Below are 18938 nucleotides of genomic sequence, written 5' to 3'. Positions count from 1 at the left end.
CCAGTAGTCTTACACTAAGAAAACCATAAGATACAGAATCGATATTATATGAATCTCATACCAAATCAAGAGGCTGAAGCCACCCGTTTGCGACGGCGGGCGGTCACCCAGCTCAAAGCCGAGCTCCGTGGCGCCAGGGTGCAGCTGTCAGTGCTCAATCATGTGGTTGGCACACATGCCGAGCTGAAGGACGTTGACCTTGACTGCCTTGACCTGATCTCCAGTCAAGGTCCGCTGAGCCCGAGCACGCTGGCCAAGCGCGCCGGCCTCCATCCCGCGACAGTGACCGGCATCCTCGACCGCTTGGAACGCGGCCGCTGGATCGCAAGGGACCGTGATCCGTCCGACCGCCGTGCCGTCTTGGTCCGGATCCTGCCGGAACGGAATGCCGAGATGTTTCGGCTGTACTCCGGCATGAACAGTCGGATGGATGCCATCTGCGAGGGCTATGACCAGGCCCAGCTGGAGGTCATCGCCGACTTCCTCCGTCGCGTCCAGGCGGCGGGTAGCGATGCCTCGGAGGACCTGACCGCGGGTTGATGCGTCACCAGGGACCCCAGGCATCGAGTTCGCCGTATTTCGTTCCGGTCAGGTAGCGCTGGATCGTCGGACCCAGCGCTTGGACGACGACGGCGTGCGGCGCCGAGGCGATCGGCTCCAGTTTGATCAGGTAGCGGGTCAGGATCAGCCCGGAGAGCTGCGATGCCACCAGGCTTCCGCGCCACGAGGCCTCTTCCGCGGGCGCGCCAAGGCCAGCCAGAAGCGGGTTGATAGCCCGGTTCAGGATGAACTCGCGGACCAGCGCGGCACTCCATTCGTGTTGCATCGCCGTCCTGAGAACCGCGACGCCGGCTGCTCCCGCGGGCGAGTCCCAAACGGTCAGGAAGCGCGTCACCACCCGTTCCCCAATGCCATCCCGCGAGCCGTTAAGAATAGCCGTCACGTGCTCCTTCGGGTCCACCGGCAATTCGAGAGCAGCCATGAACAACTGTTCTTTGGTGCCGAAATGGTGGTTGATCATGGACGGGTCCACGCCAGCTTCGGCTGCAATGGCCCGTACCGTTGCGGCGTCATAGCCTTTTCGGCTGAACTGTTCGCGAGCCGCACGGAGAACGGCGTCGCGACTGCTCACTCGTCCCGGGCGGCGACCCCTGTTCACGCCGAATTCCGCGTCTTGGGAGCCTTTCGGCGCGCGAAGTCCGGGGCGTGCTCCGGCCGGGGACCGAAGGCGATCATGAGCGCCGGAAGTTTTCCTAGCCACGGCATGTGCTGGGCAATAAAGACCAACGGACTCGGCGGGCCCGCCAACTGACCTCTCACTGCGGGGCCGAAGACCGCTTTCTGGATAAGGAGCTGCACCTTCTGGATCACCACGGTGGGGAACCATCGACGCTTCTGCACCGCAGCGAGATCGGCCTCGTCCAGGATGCCCTGAAGCAACGGACGGGCGATGCGCTGGGCCGCGGCGACGGCGTCCTGAATGGCCAAGTTGATGCCCACACCGCCAGCGGGAGACATCGCATGGGCGGCATCGCCGATGAGAAGAAGGCCGGGTTTGTGCCACTGCTTGATCCGGTTGAGCTTCACGTCCAGCATGTGGAGATCGTCCATGGACCTGATTTCGTCCAGTCGGTCCGCCAGATCCGGGCGGAGGCCGGCTACACGTGCGCGGAAGCTCTCCACTCCTTCGGCGCGCATTTGGGCGTCCTTGCCCTTCTCGGCAATGTAGGCGATCTGGTAGAAATCCTTGCGGGTCAGGCTGAGGAGCACATCCGTGCCGGAGAAGCGGGGCGTGATGGAGGCCAACTGCTCCTGTTCGTCTGCACGCCGGGAAAGCCTGAACCACCAAGTGTCGAACGGCACCGGGAATTCGTGGGGGACCAGGCCTGCCTTCTGCCGGAGCACCGAACTGCGGCCATCACAGGCCACCGTCAACGTTGCGCGCAGCTCGCCCGTGCCGGTTTCCTCTCCCGAGGCCGCGTCCCGGGTGCGGTACGCCACCCCGGCGACCTTACCGCCGTCGTCGTACAGCAAATCCGTGGCCTCTGTATTCATCCGGAGCGCGAACTGCGGCCCTTGCTGCGCGGCGTCCACGAGGAAGTTCAGGAGGTCCCACTGGGGAACCATGGCTACGTAATCGTAGGGTGGCTTGAGGCGATCGAAGTCGGCCAGAGTCACTTCCTCGCCGCCCATGGGGAGCTTGAAATTGCCGAGTTTGCTTTGCGGCAGCGCACGGAATCCCTCGCCGAGGCCGAGCTCATCCAAGAGTCGGATGGTGGAGGCATGGACAGTGTCGCCGCGGAAATCGCGTAGGAAGTCGGCATGCTTTTCGAGGACGGTAACCTCGACGCCGGCCCGGGCCAGCAGGAGTCCGAGCATCACTCCAGCGGGGCCGCCGCCGGCAATGACGCACGTGGTGCTTTCGAGCTGGTCCATGGCCACCCCCGCAGGATGCAATTAACCGTTGCGACTAATTCAACAAGCGTTGAATTAAGTGTGCGCCTGTAGGCAAGGTGTGTCTAGGGGGTCACCGGCGTCATCGAGGGGTGAGATCTCGGCCCTTTCGCGAACTCAAAGAGCCGAGATCTCACCTCTCATCCAAGCAAAGGCACAGCTGGCCGGCGTCCGGCCCAGGGAAGCAAGGCCTCCACCGCTGCACCCACCCTGAAAACCGTGGCATCGTCGAAGGGGTGGCCAACAATCTGCACGCCGCTCGGGATGCCGCAGTCCGCTATGCCGCTCGGCACCGCGAGTACCGGGCAGCGGTTGGCGATGTTGAAGGGGGCTGTCATGTGGCCCTGCCAGTAATGCTCGAGGTGCATCGCCCCGGCGTCGATCCCGTCGAGGTAGTTTCCATCCGCTTCCAAGGCCGGAACCGCTGACGCCGGGCAAAGCACTGCGTCGAAACCGTCCATGGCGTCCGCCAACTGGGCTTGGATCAAGGTCTCGGCACGGATTCCGTCCACAAAACGGTTCCGTTCCGCAGCCCGGCGCGCATCGGCCATGAAACGGCGGGTGTACGCGGCCAGTTGTTCCTCCGTGCCCGCAGTCTCGTCCTCCATCGCTGGACCCAAAAGGTAGCCAAAGTGGGTGAACATGGTGCGGTTGATCTCCTCAACCGACCAGGGCAGATCGATCTCCTCAACGACGGCGCCGGCCCCCTGCAAAGCGGAAGCGACCCGCCGCGTGTTGGCCTCGACGTCGGGCGCCACGGGGTAGTTCCCGAGCCGGATGCACAAGGCGATCCTCATTCCAGCCACGGAAGCCGACCCCACTGGCAACGCCGACGCTTCCGGCAAGGAAGCGTGGTCTCCGGGGTGCCGTCCGGCCATAACGTTGGCCAGGAGTGCCGTATCGGCCACGGACCGCGCCATGGGACCGTCCCCGCGGTAGTGGTCTGCGGACAGTGGCGCCAACCCGGGAATCCGGCCGTAAGGAGCTTTGAAGCCGACTGTTCCGGTGAACGACGCCGGCAACCGGGTTGAGCCGGCGATGTCTGAGGCCGTGGCCAAGGGTGTCAGCCCGGCGGCCAGGGCGGCCCCTGCCCCGCCGGAAGACCCGCCCGGCGAGTACCGCTGGTTCCACGGGTTTCGTGTCACCCCCCAGAGCGGGCTATGGGTAACGGTCGCGCAACTGTATTCAGGAGTGGTGGTACGGGCGTGGATGATGCCTCCGGCCCGGCGGATACGCTCAATGACCGGATGATCTTGGTGGGCGATATCGGACTTTCTCGCGATGAGCCCCTGCGAGAGGGTGCGTCCTTTGAGCCCGTGTTTCTCTTTGGCCGCCACCGGCAACCCCAGCAACGGCGTCAGGTCACGTCCGCGGGCATAGGCTGTGGCGGCCCGCTTGGCCTCCAGCAGGGCTTCCTCGAAGAGCGTCTCCGTCAGGGCATTGATGCTGCCGTTGACGGCCGCGGTCCGGCTTATCAATGATTCCAGGAGCTCCACCGGGGATAGCTCACGGCCGCGGAACAACGTCAACGCGGACGTAGCGTCGAGGTAGTGCAGCTCAGTCACGCGGCGGTACCCCGCTCCGTGTTTGCACCGGGAAGGGCACCGCCCACCATTTCGCGCGCCACTCCGGTGAGCATGTCCACCCCTGCCACCATGTCCTCGTCAGTGGTGAATTCGCGTTCGCAGTGCGAAACCCCGTCCACGCTCGGGATGAACATCATGACCGAGGGGACCATGGTGTTCAGCGCGACGGAGTCGTGCCCGGCCATGGTCTGGATGCGGCGCGAGGAGAGGCCTAGATTTGCCGCTACTTTCGCGGAAAGCTCCACGCCGTTCTCCGGGAATCTCCGGATGGGACGGATGTCGAAGTCCTTCACCTTGACCTTGATGTCGTGCTCGCGAGCCAGGACATCTATGTCCGCGAGCAGCTTGGAGCGGGCGGAGCGAACGATCTCCGGATCACCGGAACGCAGGTCCGCCACCAAATGCACGCGGCGCGCGACGACGATGGGCGAGTTGGGCTCAAGGGTCAGCTGACCCACTGAGGAAACAAGTTCCTCCTCGGCAAAATCCTTGGTGACGTCGTGCACCATCAGGATGATCTTGGAGGCCGCCACCAGGGCGTCGTGCCGATCCGCCATTGCTGTGGCGCCGGTGTGCGATTGCTCGCCGAGGACCTCAATGTCCAGCTTCTGCGTGTACCAGCTGCTGTCCACCAGGCCGATGGTGATCCCTTCGCGTTCCAGGATGCGGCCCTGCTCGATGTGGATTTCCGCATAGCCAGCGGTTTCCGGGCCAGCGTCCGTGCCCAGGTAGCCGATGCCGTCGAGGGCCTCACGGACCGAAACGCCCTTGAGATCCGTCACGGAAAGCATCTGTTGGCGATCGAACAGGCCTGCGAAAACGGAGCTGCCCATCACGCTGGGGGCAAAACGGCCGCCTTCTTCATTGAACCAATTCACCACGGCAAGGTTGAAACGTGGCGCGTCTCCGGATTCACGCACTTCCACATCGATGGCGCGGGCCGCATGCAGCGCAGCGACGACGCCGTAAGCCCCATCGAACCGGCCGCCCAAGGGTTGGCTGTCCAGGTGCGAGCCAATCAGGATGTAAGGGGCTCCTGGCGTCCACTCCAGCAGCCCGAACATGTTGCCGATGCCGTCCACCTGAAGTTGCCATCCGGCGTCGTGCACGCACTGCTGAAACCACGCTCGGGTCTGCGCGTCTTCGGGGGTTGCGGCCTGGCGGTCGACGCCGCTGTTCGCTGTGGCACCGATGCCGGCCACGTGGTGGAAGTCCTGGAGGAAAGCTGCTGCGCTCATGTGAAGTCCTTGATAGATAGAAGAAAGAGGGAGTCAGCCCATGCGGCCGCGGGTCTCGGGCACCTTGGTGAAGATCACCAGCAGGAGTACGACGGCGGCCGCGGCAGCCATGTAGATGCCCGGCGCGTGCGCTACACCGCTCGCCCCTACCAAGGCGGTGCCGATGAACGGGGCTGTGCCGCCGAAGATGGCGTAGGCCCCGTTGTAGCTCACGGCCGCGGAAGTGAATCGGGTCTTAGTGGTGAAGATTTCAACGAAGAAGGTGTAGCAGCCGCCGCCGTAGGTGCAGAGGGCCACCACAAACAGTGCCTGCCCAAGCAGGGCAAGCGGCAGAGCGCCACTCGTGACCAGCATGAAGCTCGGGACGGAGACGATGGCCAAGGCGGCGGCACCCGCGATCAGCATCGGCTTGCGGCCAAAGCGGTCACTGAGCCGTCCGCCGATAGGCAAGAGCACGGCGTACAGGGCAAGCGCGCCCGCGTTGATCAAGAGCGACTGTTCGCGGCTCAAGTGGCCAGTTGTCTGCACGTAGGAAACGAAGTAGGCAGACAGGAAGTAGAAGCCCATGGCCGTCAGGCCCATGACGAAGATGACTTGGACCATGCGGAGTTTGTTCTCGCGGAAGGCTTCGCGGACGGGGCTGAATTCCTTGCCCTGGTGGGCTTTGGCGTCTTCGAAAACAGCGCTCTCTTCGGTGCGGCTGCGGATCCAGACTCCAAAGAGGGCTAGGGGGAGGGCCAGGATGAACGGCAGGCGCCATCCCCAGGCCGTGAATGCCTCGTTCGGCATGGACTGGCTGAGGATCAGGATCATCGAACCGGCCACCACCGAAGGAAGTGCGGTCGCGGCAATGGTGATGTTTAGCCAGAATCCGCGTTTGTTGACAGGCGCATGCTCAAAGACGAACGACGGCGCGCCCACGGATTCGCCCCCGGCCGAGAAACCTTGAATAAGGCGGCAAAGGACCAAAAGTACGGGCGCCCAGGCACCGATCTGGCCGTAACCGGGCAGGATACCCATGAGGGCGGTGGCACCGCCGATCGCGATGAGCGTGATGGTCAAGACGCGGCGCCGGCCGATCCGATCGCCGAGGGCTCCGAAGAAGAGGCCACCCAGTGGGCGGACTACGAAGGCGACGCCGAAGGTGGCGAAAGTGGCCAGCATTGCGGCGAGCGGGCTGCTGCCTGGGAAGAACAGTTGGGAAAAGATGACGGCGGTGAGGCCGTAGAGGGTGAAGTCGTAGAACTCGATGAACTGGCCGACGCTGCCGCCCGCCAGGACCCGCTTCTGCATTTTGGTGATCTTGGGGACCCGCCCGATCCTCGTGTCGCCGGGGGCTACGGGAGTCGCGTCTTGCGTTGGCTGGGGTTGCCCGGAGAGCTCGTTGATGGTCATGGCAGCCACGCTAGGCGGACAGTATTTCCGGCGACGGCCGCACTGTTTCGGCCATGAGAAATGATTTCGGCGGTTATTGCTTCCATATTGCGATAGGAACGCTTCGGGGAAACCCCGCGGACACCTTCGGCGAAATTCATCACCATCGAATCTCCTTTGATCAGGATGGCATTCTGATGTCCGGTTCGGTTTGGTGACCTGCGTTTGCGGGCTTCTTGAAGCGTGAGCGCCTCCGCGGGTTACCGGACTTGTTCAACCTTCGGTGACCCGCATCACATCTGTCCAATTGATTGTTTTTGAAAATGCCATAGATCTAATCGATGACAATCTCGCCGCGTATGGGGCCGGCCTAGGTTCGTTCCGCCCCGTACAACGTCAGGCACGTCTCCTCGAAGGCAAGAACCCGCTTGGTCGCCTGCACCCCTTCGGGCCGAACGAGCATGACTTCGATGGGCGGGAAATTGTCCGTCAGCGTCAACGGCACCACCTTGCCACCGGAGTACGTGACATCGCTGTGAAGTCGCTGATTGAGGAGGGCGTACCCATGCCCCTTGGCCACAAAGGAGCGGACGGTCTCGTAGCCYGCAAAACGGTGCCTGACATTCTGGACTACTCCGGCCATGGCGTAGAGCTGCTCGAAGTACTCCCGGGTGTGGGGGAGATCCAGTACCACGGACGGCTCGCCGTCGAGCTCCTTAAGGGCAATCTCCCGTTCCGGTCGGATGGCCGCAGGGTGTCCCTCGTGGACCAGGACGTGCGGCGGCACTCGTTCCACCACCTTGTAAGTGAAACCGCGGCCCAGCCCCAGCCCATAGGTGAGCGCCACGTCGCAGCGGCCATCCATCAGCGCCTCCTGAAGCGCCGCCAGGTCGGTTTCAAGGAAAGACACGTCGACGCCTGGATGCCGGGCTTCGAAAGTCTGCAGGATCGCCGGGAGCCGGAAAGGTGCCAGCGGAGTGAACACACCCACCCTGAGTTCGCCAACAAGGGTGGCGGACAGACCGCGCGCGGATTCGTAGAGGGAATCCGCGTGCTCCAGAAAAGACTTGATGTCCTGCGCGAACTGCCTACCGCTCTGGGTGAGACGAAGGCCTCGGGAACGGTGGCGTACGAAGAGTTGGGTGCCGAGGCTGACCTCTAGCTGCCCCATTGCGGTTGAAAGCGCCGACTGGGTGACCAACAGTCGCGCCGCGGCCGCCGTCATGTTCTCCAGCTCGGCCACTACCGCAAAATACCGCAACTGGGTGAGAGTAAAGGGCTTCGCCATTTGTCCATGATGACACCCCGGCCCACGCCCCCTCCTACTGCCCGCGCAGCCTGTGAAGCATCAAAGCCACGTGCAGCGAGGTTCGCGATTCTGCGTCCTCCAGATCCACGGCCAGGAGTTCCTCCAGCTTGGCCAGCCGGGCGTAGAGGGTTGGCCGGCTCAGGTAGCCGCTGCGTGCCATGGCCGCTTTGTTGCCACCGGATTCCAGATACCGTCCAAGCAGCTCAAGGTAGCCGGCCTTTCCTTCTGCCTCGGCCTGCAGCACCGGGGCAAGCTCGGATTCCACGAACTGCTGCACCCGGGGATCGTTGCGGATCAGTGCCAGCAGGCCGCGGAGCCGGATGTCCGTCGCGCGGTAGTACGGCTTCCCTGGTTCGCGGAGGGTGGCAGCAGTTTCGGCAACGTGCGCGGCCTCGTCGATTCCAGCCGCCGCTTCCAGCAACGAGGAGCGGTAACGCCCGACGCCGATGGTCCAGTGAGGAGCAAAGTCGCCACCGTGGGCGCGGAGCGCGGCGGCAAGGCGCTGGAGGGTAGGGTCTTCAAGCTGCCGTGCGGGGAGAGCAAGGATCATCCCCACCGAACCGGAATGGATACTGGCCGTCAATCCACTGCTGGCCGTGGATTTCAGTGCCTTGGCCAGGATTTCCAACAGCACCCGCTCCTCCTGCTGACCTGCCAATGGATCACGGGAAAGCGATGCAGCGGCAGGAAGCGCCGTCCGGAACACCAAGGGAACGTAGTAGGGCGACAATTTCAAGCCCAGCGAGCCGGCGCGTGCGAGTGCCTCTGCCTCGCCCAGTCCGCGGGGTTGGCGAAGCGCGTTGAGGAGCCCGGCCTGCGCTTGTTGGGAAAGTTCGCGCTGGTCCCGTTCGGCCAGGCGGTTGATGGCGAGGGTTTGCGCCGCCCGTTCGAGGACCATGACCGCCATGTCATCGTCGCTTCCTGCGCTCAGGGGCGCCGGAACCACCAAGCGGCCCCATAGTTGCCGCTGAACACCCACCGGGACTTGCAGCCATCCCTCGGGACCGATCCGCCTGGCCGAGCCATCAGCCTGCGGCGGCGAAGGAGTGGTCCGCGATCTCCGCTCCCAGTCATCCAACAACTCCGTGGTTGCCAGATGGCGGGCGGAATAGGCCAGGACGAGATGCTGCAAATCCTCCAGCACCACCGGCGCACCGATCATTGCGGCCGCCTTCTCCACCACTTGCTGCGTCCCGGCGCTCTCAAGGCTCAACACGGTGAAAGCCTCGTGGACGTCCCGCGCCCGCTCCACCCGTTCAAGCTGCTCGGCAACGATCAACCGGTGCACGATCTCCGTGATTTCCACGAAGCGCACGCGACGCCGGACGATCACTACCGGCATCGAAGCCGAGCGAGCCGCGGACCGCAGGGCCGCCGTCGTACGCTCCCGAGCTCCGGTGAGTTCCACGATCAGGCCCGCCGCCCCGGTGCGTTCCAGTGAGCGGATGTACGACGCCGCGCGGCCGGGTTCTTTGTCGAGTTCCAGGCCAGTGGTCAGCACCAATTCGCCGCCGGACAGCAGGCCTGTCAGGTCCAGGATCTCGCTGACGTGAACCCAGCGCACACGATCATCCAGCCTGCCCTCTCCGCCCAGGACCTCCGGGCTAGCGTCGCGCACCACAGGAAGGTCAAGGATCGAGCGAAGAGAGGGCAGCATTTACACATTGTAAATGCCTGAGCCGATTCTTTTACACATCTGCCCTTACGGAGGTTCCGCAGGCCGGACAAACTGAACGCAACGCAGAAACGAACGCCCCTCTGAGAACCAACCCAGGAGAACCCTTGAACACGATCGAGCACTGGATCAACGGCAGCTACGCCCCGGCCGGGGAGCGCACCGCCCCTGTGAGCAACCCCGCTACGGGTAAGGTCACCGCGCAGGTAGCCTTGGCCAGCACCGAGGACGGCAACGCCGCCGTCGCCGCCGCCAAAGCCGCGTTTCCCGCATGGCGCGATACTTCCCTCGCCCGACGCACCCAGATCCTGTTCTCTTTCCGGGAACTGCTGAACTCCCGGAAAGAAGAACTCGCCGCCATCATCACCTCGGAGCACGGCAAGGTCCTGGACGACGCCCTGGGCGAGGTCACGCGTGGCCAGGAAGTCGTCGAGTTCGCGTGCGGCATTCCGCACCTGCTCAAAGGCAGCTACACCGAGAATGCCTCCACCAAGGTAGACATCCACTCCATCCGCCAGGCCCTCGGTCCGGTGGCCATCATCAGCCCCTTCAACTTCCCGGCCATGGTGCCCATGTGGTTCTTCCCCATCGCCATCGCCGCCGGAAACACCGTGATCATCAAGCCAAGCGAAAAGGTCCCCACGGCCGCCGTCTGGATGGCCGAGCTCTGGAAGGAAGCCGGCCTGCCGGACGGGGTCTTCAACGTCCTGCAGGGCGACAAGGTAGCCGTTGACACGCTTCTCACCCACCCCGACGTCAAGGCCGTCTCCTTCGTCGGCTCCACCCCGATCGCCAAGTACGTCTACGAAACCGCTACCTCCAACGGCAAGCGCGTCCAGGCCCTGGGCGGCGCGAAGAACCACATGATCGTGCTGCCCGACGCCGACTTGGACCTCGCCGCAGACGCCGCGATCAACGCCGGCTTCGGCTCCGCGGGCGAGCGTTGCATGGCCATTTCAGCGTTGCTGGCCGTGGGCGACATCGCCGATTCCCTGGTGGCGAAGATCGCCGAACGCGCCCGCGGCCTCCGGACCGGCGACGGGCTCCGCGGCTGCGACATGGGCCCGCTCGTCACCGCCCAGCACCGAGACAAGGTGGCTGGCTACGTCGACGCCGGTGAAGCGGCCGGTGCCACGCTCGTCGTCGACGGTCGCTCGGTGATGCCCGACGCCGAAGGTGAGGGCTTCTTTGTCGGCCCCACCCTGTTCGACAACGTCACGACGGACATGTCCATTTATCGCGACGAAATCTTTGGCCCGGTCCTCTCGGTGGTCCGAGTCGACAGTTACGACGAGGCCCTCGCCACGATCAACGCCAACCCGTACGGCAACGGCACCGCGATCTTCACGAACGACGGCGGCGCGGCCCGCCGTTTCGAGAACGAAGTTGAGGTGGGCATGGTGGGCATCAACGTGCCCGTGCCCGTGCCGATGGCCTACTACTCCTTCGGCGGCTGGAAGAACTCGCTGTTCGGCGATACCCACGCGCATGGCACGGAAGGCGTCGGATTCTTCACGCGTGGCAAGGCAGTGACCACCCGCTGGCTGGATCCGAGCCACGGCGGCATCAACCTCGGCTTCCCCCAGAACAACTGACGCCCTCACCGGAAAGGATTTCCGTCCATGACTTCCACGATTGAAAACAGCCGGTTTCCCGACAGCACCGATCCGCGAGCCGCCGTCGACGCCGGTGCTAACGCCGCCGCCACTGCTGCTGCCAAGCGGGCCTACGAACTGGACCGCAAGCACGTGTTCCACTCCTGGTCCGCTCAGGATCTGTTGGACCCCATGGTCGTCTCGGCCGCCGAGGGCTCATACGTGTGGGACGGCGAGGGGAAGAGGTACCTCGATTTCTCCTCGCAGTTGGTCAACACCAACATCGGACACCAGCACCCCGCCGTCGTCGCCGCCATCGCAGCCCAGGCCGCGAAACTGTGCACCATCGCACCCAGCTACGTCAACGAGGCCCGGTCCGAGGCCGCACGCCTCATCGCCGAGCGGACCCCGGGAGAACTGAACAGGATCTTCTTCACCAATGGCGGCGCGGACGCCAATGAACACGCCGTCCGCATGGCGCGCCTGCACACGGGAAAACAGAAGGTCCTCTCGGCGTACCGCTCGTACCATGGGGGCACCCAACTCGCCATCAACATCACGGGCGACCCCCGCCGTTGGCCCAACGACACCGGTTCCACCGGCACCATCCACTTCTTCCCGCCGTATCTTTACCGCACGGCCTTCCACTCCACCACGGAAGAGGAGGAGAGCCAGCGCGCCCTGGAGCACCTCGAGCAGCTCATAGCCTTCGAGGGGCCCTCTACTATCGCGGCACTGATCCTGGAATCCATACCGGGAACGGCGGGAATCTACGTGCCGCCGGCCGGATATATGCAGGGTGTCCGCGAACTCTGCACCAAGTACGGCATCGTGTTCATCGCCGACGAGGTCATGGCTGGTTTCGGCCGCACGGGCAAGTGGTTCGCCGTCGAGCATTTCAACGTCGTCCCGGACCTGCTGACCTTCGCGAAGGGCGTGAACTCCGGCTACGTGCCGCTGGGCGGCGTGGCGATCAGCCCGGAGATCGCGGCAACGTTCGGCACGCGGCCTTATCCGGGCGGCCTGACCTATTCCGGGCACCCCCTGGCTGCCGCGGCGGCCGTCGCCACCATCAATGCCATGGAACGCGAGGGCATCGTGGAACACGCGGCCTTATTGGGCGAGACGGTGATCGGGCCGGCGCTGGCCGGCTTCGCCGCGCGGCACAAATCGGTAGGCGAGGTCCGAGGCAAGGGCGTCTTCTGGGCCATCGAGTTGGTCCGCGACCGTGAAACCCGGGAACCCTTGGCCCCTTACGGTTCGTCAAGCCCGGAAATGAACCAACTCGTGGCCGCCTGCAAGTCGCGCGGGCTCATCCCGTTCGCGAACTTCAATCGGATCCACGTGGTTCCGCCTTGCAACATCCGCGTGGAGGACCTGAAGGCCGGATTGGCAATCCTGGACGAAGTACTGGACATCGCCGACACCTTGGTCTCCTAGCGCCTATGGTCTGCTAGCGATCCTCGCTCACATATCGCGCCAAAAAGCCCGACCCTCCTGCACATATGGGCCATAAAACGGAAACCTTCCTGCACTAGATGTGCAGGAAGGTTTCCGTTTTGGAGCTCAAAGGTAAGCGAGCGTCTGAGGTGCGCCCGGCGTTAGCCTGCCGCGGTCAGGAACGACTTCAGCAGCGGGCCACTGGTGGTCGCCCCAAGGCCGCCGTCTTCGACGAACACTGCCACTGCCAGATCGCCGTGGACCGCAACGATCCAGGCGTGCGTCTTGGGCGGGTTGTCCTTTCCGAATTCTGCCGTCCCGGTCTTGGCGCCCACAGGGGCTCCAGGTACCGACGCGAGGAATCCGGCATGGCCGGAAGTCACCACGGCACGCATCATGTCGCCCAGCGCGGCGGCCTCCGCCGGGGTGATCGGCTTATCGGACGCTGCGGGCGCGGCGGCAGTAGCCGACGACGACGGCGAGCCGGACGCCGTCGGCGTGGCACCTGCGGAGGGCGAACCTGAGCCGGGGTTCAGGACGAGCTGCGGCGACACCGGCGCGCCGTGGGCCACCGAGGCGGCCATGATGGCTGCGGCGAGCGGGGAAAGCAGCACTTTGCCTTGGCCAATCATCGAAGCAGCGTGTTCGGTGCCGTCAGCGTTTCCCGGTACCGAGCCCAGGAAAGCATCGGCCCCCAGCTTCGGCGCCTGGACGGCCAGCCCCAGGGAGGTTGCCGCGGATTCGAGCTGGGCCTGGCTGACGTTGTCGCGGGCACTGATGAAGGCTGTGTTGCACGAATGCGCAAAGGCATCGCGCAATGCGACAGAACCCAAGGACGACGCCGGATAACCTTCGGCGTTCTTGAAGGTCCGGCCATCCACAGTAATTGTTGGCGTGCATTCAACCTTGGAATCCGGTGTCATTCCGTTGCGGATCATGGCAAGGGAATCGACGATCTTGAACGTGGAGCCGGGTGCGTACTGGCCAAGCATTGCCGTGTTGTAGCCATTGCTTCCGGGGCCGGAGGCGGCCGCCAGGACGGCGCCGGTGGACGGGCGGAGCGCCACAATTGCCGAGGCCGGGCCAACACCCGCCAAAGTGTCCTCGGCGAGTTGCTGCAATCGCGGATCCAGGGTGGTTTTCACCGGTTCGCCGGGCTTCGCGTCAACGGCAAAAAGCACTCGACGGGGATCGGGCTTTGCGGCCTTGATCTGGTCGTCCGTCATGCCTTGCGGCCGGGTCTTGATGGAGACTCCATCTTGACCCCGGAGCTGCGCGTCATATTGTTCCTGCAGTCCGCCGGTTCCGACCGTGTCTCCCACCTTGAGGGCACCCCCGGCCTTTTGGATCTGTTCGGCGCTTGCTTCAGCCGCGGTACCCAAAACGGCGCGGGCAAACGTGCGGGTAGGTGCCAACGGCAGATAATCAGGAATGCCACGGGCGCCCGGAATCGACGCAATCTGCTGGTCTGTGACCGTCCGATTGCCGTCCTCGCGCAGGGTGATGGCACTGACGAAGGCTTGTGGGCCGGACGCCTGGACTTGCTTCACGTACGCCGCTTCGTCCACACCAACCAGCTGTGCAAGCTTGGCCGCGGAAACAGCAGGATCAGCCGACCCAATCGTGGTCTTGTCGATGCCCACGTGAACCACCGGACGGTAGCTGACCAATTTCGCGTCCCCCGCACCAAGGATGTCGGCCCTGGACGGCAAAGTGACGGTCTTGTCGAGAATCTCGCCGTCCTTGAGGTCGGGCTCCAGGAGCGTCGGATTCCATTGGACGGACCATTTGTCGCCGGACTTCTTCAGCGCGGCCTGGGAGGTGTACTTCCACTCCGCAGTTCCGATCTTCCACGTGTAGTTGAGCGGGACGGTGGCTTTGTCGCCGTCGAGCTTCACTGCTCCGCTTTCAACGGAAGGCTTGGCAGGGTCGAGGGCAGCAAACACAGCCTTGAGCTGCTCATTCGCCGCGGCGGCGTCCTTGCCGTCAACGGCGAGTGAGCCGACGTCGAGGGCTGCCAGAGAGGAAGCCAGCTGCTTGGCCGCGCCTTCCGCCCCGGAACGGCCGTCATCGCAAGCGGACAGCGAGCCAGCAATCATCAGGGCTGCAAGCCCTAGGACAAGATTCTTAGTTTTCCCCATTTGCGCCATTATGCCTTCTTCCGCCGACAGGAATGATCCAAGGCACAGTTAGTTCCCCTTTTGTAATGCTTCAGGCCAGTCGGGTCCGAGCCACCGTGCGAGCTATTGGCTCCGGATGATCCTGCGCTGTGTTGCTACCGCGATGGCCGCAGTCCTGTTGTCCACGCCCAGCTTGGCGTAGATGTGCACCAAGTGCGTCTTCACCGTGGCTTCGGAAATGAAGAGCTGCTTCGCCATTGCGCGGTTGCTCATGCCGGTAGCGAGGAGCTCTACAAGTTGGACTTCGCGGGTGCTCAGGGCGGGCGTCGGATTGCGGATCCGTCCCATGAGGCGCGCTGCTACCTCGGGCGCGAGTGCGGTCTGGCCCGCCGCCGCAGACACCACGGCTTGCCGGATTTGCTCTGGCGGGGCGTCCTTGAGCATGTATCCGCTCGCACCGGCTTCCACCGCGGCGAGGATGTCGGCGTCGTTGTCGTAGGTGGTCAGGATCAAGACCGGTGGTGGGGGAGTCCCGGCTTCACCGGCCTTGATCTTGCCGGTGGCGGTGACTCCGTCCATGCCCGACCCCATCTGCAAGTCCATGAGGACCACGTCCACTGGCTCGCCGAGGGTATGGAGCTTCGACAGTTCGGCCAAGGCGGCGCCGCCGTCGGAGGCTTCCGCCACAACGCTGACTCCCTCGAAGTCGGCAAGCATGGCCCGGAGGCCCGCCCGGACCACGGGATGGTCGTCCACCAGCAAGACCCTGATGTTATCGGTCACTGGGATGCCTCCTGAGCTGGATTAAGGGTACCCAGCGGCAGCCGGATAGCCACCACGGTCCCCTCCCCGGGAACAGACTCGACGTCGAGCGTTCCGTCCAAGGCCGCAAGACGCTCGCGCAGGCTTTTGAGCCCGACGCCGGTTCCATCACCGCGCGCTTCCGCGGCAGCGGCCGCGACGGGATCGAAGCCCGCACCGTCGTCGAACACGTCCAATGTCACCTCGGCGTCCAGAAAGGACAGGGTAACGACGGCGGTGCTCGCGTGGGCATGCGCCCACACGTTCGCCAGGGAAGACTGAGCCGCGCGCAACAAAGTGGTTTGGTGTGGATTGGGCAGCGGCACCGGCGTGCCGTGGAGCTCAAAACGGCAGCGCAGCATGGCTCCGCGCGCGGCGGCCTCGGCCTCGGTCTTCGTGCAAAGACGCCGCAACGTGTCCGCCAGGCCAGACTCCTCCAGGTCCGGCGGCCTCAGTCCACGGACAAAATTGCGAGCCTCCGCCAGGTTGCTGGCCGCAGTTTCACGGACCGTCCTGAGGCGATCGCGGGCCGCAGCGGCGTCACCAGCATCAAGGGCCTTCTCCGCCGAACGTCCCATCAGGACGATGCTCGAGAATCCCTGGGCCAGCGTGTCGTGGATTTCGCGGGCGAGCCTTTCGCGCTCAGCCAACACACCGGCGTCGTGCTGGCTGCGTGCCAGTTCGGCGCGGGTGCGGCGCAATTCCTCGGCCGCGAGCCGTTGGTTCTCCCCCTCGACGTAGAGCGCCCGATACGCCAGGCCGGTGACCACCGCGAAGGCGGCACCGAAAACCGGCCCAAGGACCATGGGAAGTTGCAAGGCATCCGCCCCGGCACCCCGGTTGTGGAACCACATGGCTGCGATGAGGAGCGCAGTGCTGGCGGCTATTGCGGGCAGGGCCAAACGCCGCGGCAAAACGTGCAGTTGCAGGAAGAACAACGGGAAGGCTATCCAGGCGAAGTCCGGACTAATGAGCATGAGCAACAGCCACAGGCAGCAAACCACGGCGAGCCACCACCGCGCGTATGGCTTCGGATCGAGGCGCTTGGGATTGAGGGCGTGCCTCTTCTCGAGAACCGTCCCCACGAGGTAGACAGCCGCAAGCAGCAGGGCTAACACCAGGCCTGCCGCGGTGGCGAGTGGCGAAAGGCCCGCGGCCACGAGCCTGAGGACGGCGACCAGCAGAAGCACGGCAAAACCAACGTGCAGGCTGACGCGCAGGACACGCAAAATCACGGGGGCGCCGCTGGGCTGCGCGGTGAGACTGGGCTGCGCGGTGACTTGAGGCAAATCGGCTCCCTGCATGCCCTCCAGCGTAGCCCCGGCCGCCGACACTTTTGCCCCGATTCCGCGGTATTCGGGCCCAATCAACCAAACGGTTGATCCGCAGGTCAACCAAGGCGATCGAACGGATCCATCGGCCTCCCGATGCCTCGCAGGCTTTTAGGTCGGAGAGTTGAAACAGAACCAGAAGATCGCCTCAATGGCTGAACAAAGGAATTACATGTACCTCGCTCTGCGTGACCTCCGCTTTGCCAAGGGCCGCTTCGCCCTCATGGGAAGCGTCGTAGCCCTCATCACGCTCCTCCTCGTTATGCTCTCCGGACTTACCTCCGGCCTCGGCAACCAGTCGACGTCCGCCATCGCAGCCCTTCCGGCCCAGCAGATCGTGTTCGGCGCGCCCGCCGGAGGCGAGGCCAAGGCGTCCTACACGGAATCGGAGGTCTCCGCCAAACACCTTGAAGTATGGCGAAACCGGCCTGGTATTGCCTCCGCCGAGGCCGTCGGCATCACGCAGACTCGATTCCAATCCCTCGATTCGTCCAACAATGCCGCTGGCACAGCCAACGTCGCGGTCTTCGGGGCCGACGGCGGGATCTCACCGATCGCGGTTAAGGACGGCGAAGTGGTGGTCGGGAAGTCCTTGGCGAAGGAACTCTCACTGAGTACCGGGAGCCAGGTGACAGTCGGCGGTACCGGCCTGACCGTTTCTGCGATCGCCCAGGATGAGTGGTATTCGCACACCGGCGTCGTCTGGACCTCGCGGGCCACGTGGCAGAAGCTCGCCCATATTCCTGCCGGGGCATCCATAGGAACAGTTCTCGCCGTGACTTACGACGCCGGGGCTTCCGTAGACGTCGATGCCGCCAATGCCGCTGCCGGCACGGTCAGCGCCAGCCCCAGCGGCTCGTTCCAAGCCCTCGGTTCGTACAAGAGCGAAAACGGTTCCCTCCTGTTGATGCAGGCTTTTCTCTACGGCATCTCGGCACTCGTCATCGTGGCGTTCCTGACTGTCTGGACCGTCCAGCGAACACGCGACATCGCGGTGCTTAAGGCCATGGGCGCTTCTTCGGGCTACGTAGTGCGGGACGCCCTGGTCCAAGCCGGGATCGTCCTGCTCGCCGGTGCGGGACTGGGTGGTGCGATGGGCGTGCTGGGTGGATTCTTCGCAGCCCAAGCGGCCCCGTTCCTGGTGACTCCGCTGACCACGCTCCTGCCCATCGCGGGGATTGTGCTCCTAGGCCTGGCAGGGGCCGCCCTTGCGGTCCGCAGCATCACCACGGTGGATCCGCTCATCGCCCTCGGCGGCAACTAGGGCCAGTCCGCCCCTACCACTAAATATTCCATGAAAGGCATATCAATGAACCCCGCTCTCACCATGGCCAGCGTCACCCTGGAGTACCCAGACGGAGACTCCACCCTAAAAGCGCTGGATGATGTGGATCTCAGCGTGGACGCAGGCGAATTCTTCTCCCTCGTGGGCCCGTCCGGCTCCGGAAAATCCTCGCTTCTGGCCGTGGGGTCCACGCTGGTCCGGCCAAGCTCGGGACTGGTTGTCATCGACGGCGTGAATGCCACGGAGCTCAAGGACACCGAGCTCACCTCCCTGCGCCGGGAGAAGGTGGGCATCATCTTCCAGCAGCCCAATCTCTTGCCATCGCTGACCGCCGTCGAGCAATTGATCATCGGAGACCATCTCCGGGGGAAGGCAGCCAAAGCGGCACGGAGGCATGCCAGCGAGCTGCTCGACGTCGTCGGGCTCTCTGCTTCACTCAACAAGCGGCCACACCAGCTCTCAGGCGGACAGCGGCAGCGCGTGAACATTGCGCGGGCGCTCATGGGCCAACCCCGGGTATTGCTCGTGGACGAGCCAACAGCAGCGTTGGATCACGAGCGCAGCGAATCGATCGTGCGGTTGCTGCGTCAGGTCACGGACGAGTTCGCGACCGCGACCGTCATGGTGACGCACGATACCGAATTCCTGCCGTTCACCGACTCCGTCGCAACCATGCGGGACGGGCGCCTTGGCTCGGGCGTACCCGTTGGAACACCTAGCTGAAAGAGTG

General features: G+C 64.2%; 15 protein-coding genes. 5 read left to right on the top strand and 10 right to left on the bottom strand.

The genetic code is table 11. The features are described 5' to 3' along the window. Positions 1-48: 48 nt before the first annotated feature. A complete protein-coding gene (locus tag AC1DLO_RS06695; RefSeq protein WP_476888894.1) occupies positions 49-540 on the top strand; it encodes a MarR family transcriptional regulator in 492 nt (163 codons plus the stop codon). A 4-nt stretch (positions 541-544) separates the two neighbouring features. On the opposite strand, the gene AC1DLO_RS06690 is transcribed toward AC1DLO_RS06695, so the two are convergent. From AC1DLO_RS06690 to AC1DLO_RS06660, 7 genes are all read right to left on the bottom strand, one after another. Further along, positions 545-1132, bottom strand: a complete 588-nt coding sequence (locus AC1DLO_RS06690; RefSeq protein WP_476888893.1) for a TetR/AcrR family transcriptional regulator — start codon at positions 1130-1132, stop codon at positions 545-547. Positions 1133-1155: 23 nt separating this feature from the next. Beyond that, the gene (locus AC1DLO_RS06685; RefSeq protein ID WP_476888892.1) at positions 1156-2436 is read right to left on the bottom strand and encodes an FAD-dependent oxidoreductase; all 1281 of its coding nucleotides are present in this window, start codon (positions 2434-2436) and stop codon (positions 1156-1158) included. A gap of 158 nt (positions 2437-2594) precedes the next feature. Then, positions 2595-4019, bottom strand: a complete 1425-nt coding sequence (locus AC1DLO_RS06680) for an amidase (RefSeq protein ID WP_476888891.1) — start codon at positions 4017-4019, stop codon at positions 2595-2597. After that, positions 4016-5278 carry a M20 family metallo-hydrolase gene (locus AC1DLO_RS06675; RefSeq protein ID WP_476888890.1) on the bottom strand — a complete coding sequence of 421 codons (1263 nt, stop codon included), beginning with the start codon at positions 5276-5278 and terminating at the stop codon, positions 4016-4018. The genes AC1DLO_RS06680 and AC1DLO_RS06675 overlap by 4 nt, the downstream gene beginning before the upstream one ends. A 33-nt stretch (positions 5279-5311) precedes the next feature. Further along, positions 5312-6571 (bottom strand): MFS transporter, encoded by a 1260-nt coding sequence (locus AC1DLO_RS06670; RefSeq protein WP_476889076.1) that lies wholly within the window; start codon positions 6569-6571, stop codon positions 5312-5314. Between the two features lie 451 nt (positions 6572-7022). After that, on the bottom strand, positions 7023-7940 hold the full coding sequence (locus AC1DLO_RS06665) for a LysR family transcriptional regulator (protein ID WP_476888889.1): 918 nt from the start codon (positions 7938-7940) through the stop codon (positions 7023-7025). A gap of 34 nt (positions 7941-7974) precedes the next feature. Then, complete coding sequence (locus AC1DLO_RS06660) at positions 7975-9618, bottom strand: PucR family transcriptional regulator (RefSeq protein ID WP_476888888.1); 1644 nt, start codon at positions 9616-9618, stop codon at positions 7975-7977. Positions 9619-9743: 125 nt separating this feature from the next. Here AC1DLO_RS06660 and AC1DLO_RS06655 point away from each other — a divergent pair, with 125 nt between their 5' ends. Both AC1DLO_RS06655 and AC1DLO_RS06650 read left to right on the top strand, forming a co-directional pair. After that, positions 9744-11231: a CoA-acylating methylmalonate-semialdehyde dehydrogenase gene (locus AC1DLO_RS06655; RefSeq protein WP_476888887.1), complete on the top strand. Its 1488-nt coding sequence runs from the start codon at positions 9744-9746 to the stop codon at positions 11229-11231. Positions 11232-11258: 27 nt separating this feature from the next. Continuing rightward, complete coding sequence (locus AC1DLO_RS06650; RefSeq protein ID WP_476888886.1) at positions 11259-12671, top strand: aminotransferase class III-fold pyridoxal phosphate-dependent enzyme; 1413 nt, start codon at positions 11259-11261, stop codon at positions 12669-12671. Positions 12672-12832: 161 nt separating this feature from the next. Here the strand turns inward: AC1DLO_RS06650 and AC1DLO_RS06645 are convergent, their stop codons facing one another. From AC1DLO_RS06645 to AC1DLO_RS06635, 3 genes are all read right to left on the bottom strand, one after another. Then, a complete protein-coding gene (locus AC1DLO_RS06645; protein ID WP_476888885.1) occupies positions 12833-14812 on the bottom strand; it encodes a penicillin-binding transpeptidase domain-containing protein in 1980 nt (659 codons plus the stop codon). A gap of 102 nt (positions 14813-14914) precedes the next feature. Beyond that, positions 14915-15574, bottom strand: a complete 660-nt coding sequence (locus AC1DLO_RS06640; protein WP_476888884.1) for a response regulator — start codon at positions 15572-15574, stop codon at positions 14915-14917. After that, complete coding sequence (locus AC1DLO_RS06635; protein WP_476888883.1) at positions 15571-16896, bottom strand: sensor histidine kinase; 1326 nt, start codon at positions 16894-16896, stop codon at positions 15571-15573. Before AC1DLO_RS06635 ends, AC1DLO_RS06640 begins: the two co-directional genes overlap by 4 nt. Positions 16897-17095: 199 nt before the next feature. Between AC1DLO_RS06635 and AC1DLO_RS06630 the strand changes: the two genes are divergently transcribed. Continuing rightward, on the top strand, positions 17096-18187 hold the full coding sequence (locus AC1DLO_RS06630; RefSeq protein WP_476888882.1) for an ABC transporter permease: 1092 nt from the start codon (positions 17096-17098) through the stop codon (positions 18185-18187). Between the two features lie 45 nt (positions 18188-18232). After that, positions 18233-18931, top strand: a complete 699-nt coding sequence (locus tag AC1DLO_RS06625) for an ABC transporter ATP-binding protein (protein ID WP_476888881.1) — start codon at positions 18233-18235, stop codon at positions 18929-18931. Positions 18932-18938 lie beyond the last annotated feature (7 nt).

It is taken from the genome of Arthrobacter sp. 01T419 (assembly GCF_056398865.1).
Note: the sequence above shows the minus strand (reverse complement) of the source record. Positions and strands in the feature narration are given on the sequence as shown.